Source organism: Corallococcus praedator, assembly GCF_003612125.1.
Taxonomy (GTDB): domain Bacteria; phylum Myxococcota; class Myxococcia; order Myxococcales; family Myxococcaceae; genus Corallococcus; species Corallococcus praedator.
Genome location: NZ_RAWI01000404.1, coordinates 1 through 8,244, shown reverse-complemented (window position 1 = coordinate 8,244; position 8,244 = coordinate 1). Strand labels below are relative to the sequence as shown.

The 8,244-nt window shown below is 69.1% G+C and carries 11 protein-coding genes and 1 rRNA gene; 8 read left to right on the top strand and 4 right to left on the bottom strand.

Features of this window, described 5'->3' with window-relative positions; all coding sequences use genetic code 11:
- The 4 genes from D7Y13_RS47255 to D7Y13_RS34260 form a co-directional block, all read left to right on the top strand.
- Positions 1–372 (top strand): hypothetical protein (locus tag D7Y13_RS47255; protein ID WP_208734517.1); only part of this gene is annotated, 372 nt, incomplete at its 5' end.
- A gap of 169 nt (positions 373–541) precedes the next feature.
- On the top strand, positions 542–2,971 hold the full coding sequence (locus D7Y13_RS34270) for a TonB-dependent receptor (RefSeq protein WP_120630912.1): 2,430 nt from the start codon (positions 542–544) through the stop codon (positions 2,969–2,971).
- Positions 2,972–3,024: 53 nt separating this feature from the next.
- Positions 3,025–3,750, top strand: a complete 726-nt coding sequence (locus tag D7Y13_RS34265) for a hypothetical protein (RefSeq protein ID WP_120585868.1) — start codon at positions 3,025–3,027, stop codon at positions 3,748–3,750.
- Positions 3,747–4,574: a hypothetical protein gene (locus D7Y13_RS34260; RefSeq protein WP_120585866.1), complete on the top strand. Its 828-nt coding sequence runs from the start codon at positions 3,747–3,749 to the stop codon at positions 4,572–4,574. The genes D7Y13_RS34265 and D7Y13_RS34260 overlap by 4 nt, the downstream gene beginning before the upstream one ends.
- Before the next feature lie 57 nt (positions 4,575–4,631).
- On the opposite strand, the gene D7Y13_RS34255 is transcribed toward D7Y13_RS34260, so the two are convergent.
- Positions 4,632–4,826 (bottom strand): hypothetical protein, encoded by a 195-nt coding sequence (locus tag D7Y13_RS34255; protein ID WP_120537565.1) that lies wholly within the window; start codon positions 4,824–4,826, stop codon positions 4,632–4,634.
- Positions 4,827–5,041: 215 nt separating this feature from the next.
- On the opposite strand from D7Y13_RS34255, the gene D7Y13_RS34250 reads away from it, so the two are divergent.
- The 3 genes from D7Y13_RS34250 to D7Y13_RS34240 all read left to right on the top strand — a co-directional run bounded on the left by D7Y13_RS34250 (position 5,042) and on the right by D7Y13_RS34240 (position 6,940).
- On the top strand, positions 5,042–5,464 hold the full coding sequence (locus D7Y13_RS34250; protein WP_120537566.1) for a hypothetical protein: 423 nt from the start codon (positions 5,042–5,044) through the stop codon (positions 5,462–5,464).
- A 148-nt stretch (positions 5,465–5,612) separates the two neighbouring features.
- Positions 5,613–5,957 carry a DUF7577 domain-containing protein gene (locus D7Y13_RS34245; RefSeq protein ID WP_120585865.1) on the top strand — a complete coding sequence of 115 codons (345 nt, stop codon included), beginning with the start codon at positions 5,613–5,615 and terminating at the stop codon, positions 5,955–5,957.
- Between the two features lie 71 nt (positions 5,958–6,028).
- Positions 6,029–6,940, top strand: a complete 912-nt coding sequence (locus tag D7Y13_RS34240; RefSeq protein ID WP_120537568.1) for a tetratricopeptide repeat protein — start codon at positions 6,029–6,031, stop codon at positions 6,938–6,940.
- Between the two features lie 3 nt (positions 6,941–6,943).
- On the opposite strand, the gene D7Y13_RS34235 is transcribed toward D7Y13_RS34240, so the two are convergent.
- Entirely contained in the window at positions 6,944–7,243 is a 300-nt protein-coding gene (locus D7Y13_RS34235; RefSeq protein ID WP_120537569.1) for a hypothetical protein, read from the bottom strand.
- 30 nt (positions 7,244–7,273) lie between these two features.
- On the opposite strand from D7Y13_RS34235, the gene D7Y13_RS34230 reads away from it, so the two are divergent.
- Positions 7,274–7,474 carry a SlyX family protein gene (locus tag D7Y13_RS34230; protein WP_120585864.1) on the top strand — a complete coding sequence of 67 codons (201 nt, stop codon included), beginning with the start codon at positions 7,274–7,276 and terminating at the stop codon, positions 7,472–7,474.
- A 9-nt stretch (positions 7,475–7,483) separates the two neighbouring features.
- Here D7Y13_RS34230 and D7Y13_RS34225 read toward each other — a convergent pair whose 3' ends face one another.
- Both D7Y13_RS34225 and rrf read right to left on the bottom strand, forming a co-directional pair.
- Positions 7,484–7,927, bottom strand: coding sequence for a hypothetical protein (locus D7Y13_RS34225; RefSeq protein ID WP_199732969.1), 444 nt, complete (start codon positions 7,925–7,927; stop codon positions 7,484–7,486).
- A 201-nt stretch (positions 7,928–8,128) separates the two neighbouring features.
- Positions 8,129–8,244, bottom strand: a 5S ribosomal RNA gene (rrf, locus tag D7Y13_RS34220).

Genomic DNA, 8,244 nt, shown 5'->3' with positions numbered 1-8,244 from the left:
GGGCTGGGCGGTCACGCCCACGTGCACGGGTCCGGGGGCCACGTCCACCGCGAGGCGGGTGAAGCGAAGGCCGCTTGCGCAACCCCGACGGCGGTGGCGAAGCGGTCCTTGTCGCAAGGGCCGGCTGCGTCCCAGGAGAAGCCGGCCACGTGCGCGGCGGAGACCGGGCGGAGCGACGAGGAAAGGCAGCAGGGACACGGACACCGGCATCTGACGGGTTCGGTGGAGCACCTGTTGGCGGTGGCGGCCAGTTGGACGGTGTTCCTGCCGCCGACGTTGCGGTGGGTGTCGTGGCGGGTGGAGCCAGCGCGAGGACCGGAGTGGTCACCGGGACAGCGACTGCGGTCCAGCGCGATGCCGCAGGGCCCGTAGAAAAACCAGCACCCTCCGCACTTCCGTAAGGACTTGTCGCGAGCATGGGACCCGTCTGGCCTGGGCCAGACAAGGGCCATGAGCGCGCTTCGCCTCGCCATGTCTTTCATTGCGTCCCGGGCGTGCGTCGAGTCGCGCACCGGGGACGCGTCGTCATTCCCTCGTGCCGATGCCTCCCGTGCTCATGTTGATCATCGCAATCGCCACGCTGTCGTCATGCCTGCACGCGCTGCCGCGCCCCAGTCAGGCAGCAATCCAAGCGGAGGCGAACGCATACGCGGAGGCCGGAGTCGCGCCGACACAGGGGATGGCGCAAGCCGAAGGGCCTGCCAGCACACAGACCCCGAACGGTGTCTCCGGAAGCGGATTCGCAGGGACGCAGCGCGAAGCGACGCAAGGAACGCCAGCCGCCACCGCCGCCAGTGGAGCAGGAACCCCGCCCCTGACGGCCACCACCACCGAGCCCCGCGTCCACGACCTGCCGACACCCGCCACCGAGCCGCAAGCGCAAGACTCCGCACGGATCACCGAGCCGCAAGCTCCCGCCTCGGAGCAAGCCACCGAGTCACAAACTCCCGTCGCTGAATCCTCCACCCCCGCCTCGGACGCACTCACACCCGAAACCCCCATCCCGGAAGAGGGCACGAAGAAGCGCTCCACGGTGGTGCGAGGCACGCGCCCCGCGCGAAGCGCCTCGGAGGTGACCATCGGCCGGGACATCCTGGACGCGGCACCGCGCACGAACGCGACGGACGTCCTGCGGGTCGTGCCAGGACTCGTGGCCTCGCAGCACAGCGGCGAGGGCAAGGCGCAGCAGCTCTTCCTCCGAGGCTTCGACGCGCTGCACGGCCAGGACGTGGAGCTGAACGTCGGCGGCCTGCCCGTGAACGAGGTCAGCCACATCCACGCGCTCGGCTACGCGGACACCAACTTCATCATCCCGGAGCTCGTGCAGTCGCTGGAGGTGACGGAGGGCTCCTATCGCGCGTTCCAGGGAGACTTCGCGGTCGCCGGCACGGTGCGCATGGACCTGGGCGCGCGGGAGCAGGGCGTCGAGTTCGCGGGAACCCTGGGCCAGTTCGGCCAGCGCCGCCTCGTCGTGACGGTCCGTCCCGGCCAGGACCCCGGCACATTCGCCGCGGCCGAGCTGGGCGAGGCAGACGGCTTCGGCCCCCAGCGAGGCTACGGCCGGGCCTCCCTCCTCGCCCAGGCCAACGTGGACCTGGGCCACGGCCTGAGCGCGAGGATCCTCGGAGGCAGCTACGTCACGCGCTTCGACTCGCCCGGAGTGGTGCGAGAGGACGACCTGGAGGCAGGCCGACGCACGTTCTACTCCGGCTCCTTCCCCCGTCAGGGCGGCACGGTGTCCCGGCACCAGCTCCTCTTCAGCGTGGACCTGCCGCGAGAAGGCACCGCGCGCACGAGGCTGGAAGCGTTTGGAATCCTCTCGGACCTCAGGCTGCGCAACAACTTCACCGGCTACCGCGTGGACGACCGGGGCGACGGCCTGGAGCAGACGAACGGAGGCTCCATCCTGGGCCTGCGCGCCGAGCACCGCCGACAGGTCACCCTCTTCGACCAGCCCGTCTCGCTGGAGCTGGGCCTGGGAGGCAGGCGCGACGGCATCCAGCAGACGCAACGCCGTTACCGTGAAACGGACGGCACCTTCTTCGCGGACGAAGTGGACGCGGAAATCACCCAGACGGATGTCTGGGGTTACGCCGAGGCCAGACTCCCCCTGGGCCGCTGGGCCTTCCGCCTGGGAGGCCGAGCCGACGCGCTGGGCGTGGAGGTCTTCGACGCGCTCGCCTTCCGGGACCCGCGCTTCTACGACGGCCAGGGCTACTCCCGCAGCGCCTTCGGGGTGCACTGGGGGGCGAAGGCGGGCCTCGAGTACTCCCTCACCGACACCTGGGCCCTCTTCGCCAGCTACGGCGACGGCTTCCGTTCCCCCCAGGCACGAAGCCTCTCGGAGGGAGAGCGAGCCCCCTTCGTGGACGTGCACGGCGTGGAGCTGGGAACCCGGAACGAAAGCGAACGCCTGTCCTTTCAAGCCAGCCTCTTCGGCTCGCAGGTGGAGGACGACTTCTTCTTCGACCACACCGTGGGCACCACCGTGTTCACGGGGGAGACCCTGCGCACGGGCATCTCCGCGGCGCTGCAGGCACGCCCCCTGCCAGGCCTCACGGCCGCGCTGAGCGCCACCCTCGCGAACGCGACGGTGACAAAGACAGACGCGAGACTGCCCTACTTCGCGCCGCTGGTCGCGCGAGCGGACCTCGGCTGGGAGCGCCCGCTCCCGGGCATTGGCGCCCTGCTGTCCCTGGGCACGGGGCTCACCCTCATCGGTCCCCGCCCCCTGCCCTACGACGAGTTCAGCCACACCGTGTTCCTCGCGGACGCGCAAGCCGCGCTGCGAAGGGGCGCCATGGCCTTGCGGCTCGACGTGAAGAACCTGCTGAACACGCGCTGGCGCGACGGCGAGTTTGTCTACAGCTCACGCTTCGACCCATCCACGCCGCCCAGCCTCGTGCCGGCCCGGCATTTCACCGCGGGGTCGCCACGCATGGCCTCGCTCACCCTGGAGGTCCACCTGTGAAACACGAAACACCTGCCCTGCTGCGAAGCACCCTCGCGGTGGCCGCGGCCCTGATGAGTCTGGGTTGTGGTGGTGACACGAAGACGGAGGCGGAGCGCCGCACGTTCAGTGTGTCGATGACGTCGCTCCCCCCCACGGCCCCCAACGAGCACGGATGGACTATCACGCCGGAAGCGGTCCAGGTCTCGGTGGGCACGGTGCGCTTCTTCGAAGGCCGGGTACTGTTGTCACGCGCCCCGCGCTTCCATTGGTATTCGCTCATCGGAGGCACCGCGAACGCACACCCGGGCCACTACGTGCCGGGAGATGCATTGGGCGAGGTGCTGAAGGTCCAGACGGTAGACCTGCTGGCTGGAGGCGCTGTCCTCGGAGACGCCAACGCCGTCACGGGCTCGTATGGCTCACTGGAGCTGACGCTCGCGACGCCCACGGCGGCCACGGACACGCAGAACGTGCTGGGCGGCCACCAGGTGCACGTCCGGGGAACGGCGAGCCGCACGGCGGGCGTCACCGTGCACTTCGACGCGACGGTGGACCTGCCCAAGGCCATTGAAGGCGTGCGCTTCGAGCGTGAAATGAAGCAGGAACCCGGCGCCGTGAGCATCGCGGTGGACCTGGGGAAGTGGCTGAGCCGCATCGACTTCGCCACCGTGTCGCTTCCGGACGCGGCGGGCGTTTCCACCTTCCCCGCTGACAGCCAGGCGCAGAACGCCCTGGTGCGCGGCGTGGAAGACACCAGCGCCTACGTCGTGACGTGGGTGGAAGGAGCAGCGCAATGAAACAGTGGCTGATGGGAATGTCGTGTCTGGGTTTGCTGGCCTGCTCTTCGGGTCAGGGCAACGTGGCGTTCACTGCGTACGGGGAGGACTTCATCGAGAAGGAGATTCCCGCCAGCGCGTTCGAGGATGGCTGGACCGTGCGCTACGACAAGTTCCTCGTGAAGCTGGGGGAGCTGAAGGTCGCCAACCAGAAGGGTGAAGTCGCCGCCGAACAGACGCCCGCGAAGGTCTACGACGTCCACCGTCCGGGCCCCGTGAACGTCGCGGCCTTCAACGACCTGGCCTCCGAGGAATGGGATGAGGTCAGCTACGCCATCGCCCCCGCCACGGACGCCACGGCCGGCAACGCGGACGCCGAGGACGTAACGCGGATGAACGCCGAAGGCTGGTCCGTCTACGTCGAAGGCACCGCGACGAAGGGAGCCGTGTCGAAGCGCTTCCGCTGGGGCTTTCCCACCAACACCCTCTACGAGCACTGCGAGAACGAGGACATCGGCAGCGGAGTGACGGTGCCCAAGGGCAGCACGGAGACGGTGCAGCTCACCCTCCACGGCGACCACCTGTTCTTCGACGACCTCCAGTCGCCGGACGCGAAGATGCGCTTCGACGCCATCGCTGCCGCGGACAGCGCAGGCGTTGTGGGTCCGGACGGCGAGGTCACCCTGGATGAACTGGGCACGGTGGACCTGACGTCGCTGCCCGCGAACCAGTACGGCACGGGAGGCGCGGGCAGCGTGCGCACCCTGCGTGACTTCATGACGGCGCTCGTGCGGACCGTGGGGCACTACCGCGGCGAAGGCGAGTGCTCGCCGCGCGTCCGCTAACTACTGAAACAAGAGGGGCCGGCGAGCAACCGACGCCGGCCTCTCGCACCACCGCGCTCAGCGCTTCGGAGAACCGTTCCCGCCCGGCATGTCACCCTTGGTCCCCGGCGACGGCGGCTGGGGCTGAGAGTGCGGATGGTTCGGGTTCATCTGGTTGGAGCGGTTGTCCTGGGTGGCCTTGTGCTCCGGGCGCTCGGGGTTCTTCGAGTGCGAGCGCTGGTCATTGGGGCTGGGGTTCTTGTTCTTGCTCATGGTTCTTGAGGCCTCCGTGCGTCCGGGCAGACGTGTCCGGACGAAGAGCACGGTAGGGAGGCGCTCCCTGGAAGCGCAGGGGCCCGAGGGCGCCCCGCACTGTCGGGCACCGGTCGCTCGGGCTCGCATCCCCACCCCGGCAGGGCCTGACGTCCGTCTGCCCGGATGCGGACCCGAGGACGGATGCCTACTCCTGACCCAGGGAGGTACGGCGCGTGAAGACAGTGACCTACGAGCGCAGCGGTCGGACCAACACCGGGGCCCAGGCGCTGCGAGTAGAGGGCCTGAGACACCTGCGCGTCCTGGAACAGGGCGAGCCGGTGGTGGAGCGCGACCTGACGTCGGAGGAGATCCGCCGGCTGACTCCGCTGCTGGAGACACTCCAGCGAGAGCCCGAACCCGCGACGCTGGCGCCCCAGGCCGGAGGCCCGGACGGACTGGCGGTGACACTGGCCTTCGAGGACGAGGAGATACCCCGCCTGCGGCTTGCCACCGAGCGGCTGCCCGCGAAGGGCGCCGGGGGCGGATATGATCGCCTGCTCGCGGAGCTGGACGCATTGCTGACCGCGGAGCTGCACGCCCGGGCGCCGCGCCATGCCCATGCCGTCCTGCCGCACCAGCTCCGCCACGATGAATGACGGACGCCGAATGACGGACGCCCACCCGGCCCCTCAGGGCCATCCGGGAGGGGCGGGATAAGCCCAGGGCAGGCGCGGAACAAGTGGGACAGCTGGGGGGCGACCGGGGTCGGTTGCCGTGACGGCCCGCTTCTGACAGACAAGCATCATGAAGCGCGTGCAGTTCTCCGTGCACCGCACGGTCGGAGAGGCGCGGATGCTGGCGGGCGCCCTGGAGTCGGCCGGTCTCTCGGTCGAGGTTCGGGGTGAATCCCTGGCACCGTTGAGCGGAGAGATTCCCAGCACCGAGGCCTGGGTGGAGCTGTGGCTATGGACGCAGGAGCTGGAAGCCGGCCGCCAGGTCCTCTCCGAGCTGCAGGCCAACCAGGAAGCGTCGAACCGTTCGGTGACCTGCCCCCGGTGCGGTGAAGAGAACCCGGCCAACTTCGAGCTCTGCTGGAGCTGCGAGCTTGAACTTCCCTCCGGCCTGCGCTCCCACCTGCGAGCCGTCTAGTCTAGGGAGCCGCCATGACCGAGCCCACGAACGGGACAGCGGAGCGTCACGACCGGCGCTGGACTCGGGGGATGCGAGGCGTGCTGTGGGTGTCCGCGGTCGCGCTCGCCATCCACCTCATCCCCCTGTTCCTGCCCCGGAACATGCCCGAGCAGGAACTGGCCATCGCCCGCGCGACGGAGGACATCGACACCCGGCTGGGCTTCCTGGTGCCGTTGAAGACCAACGACAAGGCCACGGCCCAGGACCTGCGCACGGCGGCCGAACTCCTGCGGGAAGGAGCGCCAGCGCAGGCCCACGACCTGGCCGTGGAAGCCGAGCGAAGGGACCCGACGGCGGTGGAGACCCAGCTCCTGCTCGCGCGCATCTGCGACCTGGAGCGGATGGGCCGCTGCGTGGAGCAGGCCCTGAACAAGGCCGTCCAGTTCGCACCCGCGGACCCCCGAGCGGACCTGCTCCGGGCGGACCTGAGCGAGCAGAAGGGCGACCTTGCGAGCGCCACTGACGCCCTGGCCCGCGCCCACGAGCGCATCCCTGGCGATCCTCTCATCGGGGTGCGCTACGGACGGCTGCTCAGCCGCATGGGGCAGCCAGACGACGCGCTGAAGGTCTTCTCCACACTGGAAGGCAGGATGCCTCCGGCCCGGCTTCTGGTGGAACAGGGGCTGGTGCTCAGCCGGCAGGGGCGGAGCCGGGAAGCCGTGAAGCTGTTGCAGCAGGCGGTCCAAGCCGATCCGAAGCTCGCGGAGGGCCACTTCCAGCTCGGGCTCGCCTGGGCCCAGCTCGGCAACGATGACGCCGCCGAGGAAGCGCTGCGACGGGCGGACCGACTGAACGTCGAGGACACGCGGCCGCTGGCCACGCTGTGCACCCTCCAGGTGAAGGCCGGACGGTTCGAGGGAGCCCGCCAGACCCGCACGGACCTGGAGCGGCGCTACCCTCAGCGGATGGACGCCATCCGCGAGCAGTGCCGGCTGCCCTGAACGTCAACGAGGCTCCTGCCCCCGAATCTGGCGCAGCATCCGGGCGGAGGCGATGACCGGCGCATCCACGGAACCGTCGGCGCGTTCAGTCCGGACCACGGCCTGGAGGAAGGGGATTGCCTCTTCATCCCGGCCCTGTTGGAAGAGCAGCTCCCCCAGGGCGAAGCGGGCCTGGGTGAGGAGGACGAGGTCCTCCGCCGCAACGGCCGCATCGATGGCGTCACTCAGCGCGGACTCCGCCAGCTCGGGCTGCCCCCGCCCGAGCCACTCACGGGCACGCTGAAGGTATTCGAGGGTATTCATGGGGCAGCGTTCCCCGCGGAGAAGACGGCAATGGAAGACAAGCGCCTCATCGAGCTGGAAATCCGCTACACGCAGCAGCAGGAGCTGTTGCAGGAGTTGAGCGACGTCCTCTACCAGCAGGGACGCGTCATCGACGCGCTCCGGGCCGAGATGGACGGCCTCAAGCGCAAGCTCGAGGCCGAGCCGGGCCTGGTGGACGCCCGCCAGCAGGAGCGCCCTCCGCACTACTGATGCTCTGCCTCAGAACTTGTAGCCGAGCCGCAAGCCGATGATGGGATTCGGGTCGAGGTAGCCCACCTCGACGCCGATGCTCGCGGCCTTCCCCTGGAGGCCAAAGCCGAAAGCCGCGTGGGCCTTGAAGGCATCCCCCTTGAAGAAGATCCACGGCCCCACCAGGCCCTCGATGTAGACGGTCCGGCCCACGTTCGCGCGCAGGGAGATGTCCAGCGGAACGCCAATCACATTGCCGTCCGTCACCAGCACCGCGCCAAAGCGAGCGCCCACGAAGATGGGGCCCGCGACGTGGCCCTCGACGCCCAGGGTGAAGTTGAAGGCCGCGCTGGTATCCACCCAGTAGTCCGCCCCCACGCCCAGCCGGACGCCAGCAGCAGCCTCTGAACGGGCGGGCACGAGAAGGAAACCCAGCGCGAGCAGACCGGCGGCGTAGATTCGAAGCAGATGCATGCGAGAGGCTCCTGTCCAGCAAGAGGGGGAAGGAATGCCACTCAAGCAAAGCAGGCAGGGGCAAGCCAGCCTCAAAGCCAGACCCGGGGATGTTCGCATCACGCCGGATCAATCCACGAAGACGCACGCGCCCAGACCCGGCGCAGCCCGCAAAGACAAAAGCCCCTGGCGCCTTGCGGCACCAGGGGCCTTTCAAAAAGAATCCGGCAGCGACCTACTCTCCCACGCGGTTTCCCGCGGAGTACCATCGGCTCTGGAGGGCTTAACTTCCGTGTTCGGGATGGGAACGGGTGTGACCCCTCCGACATTGCCACCGG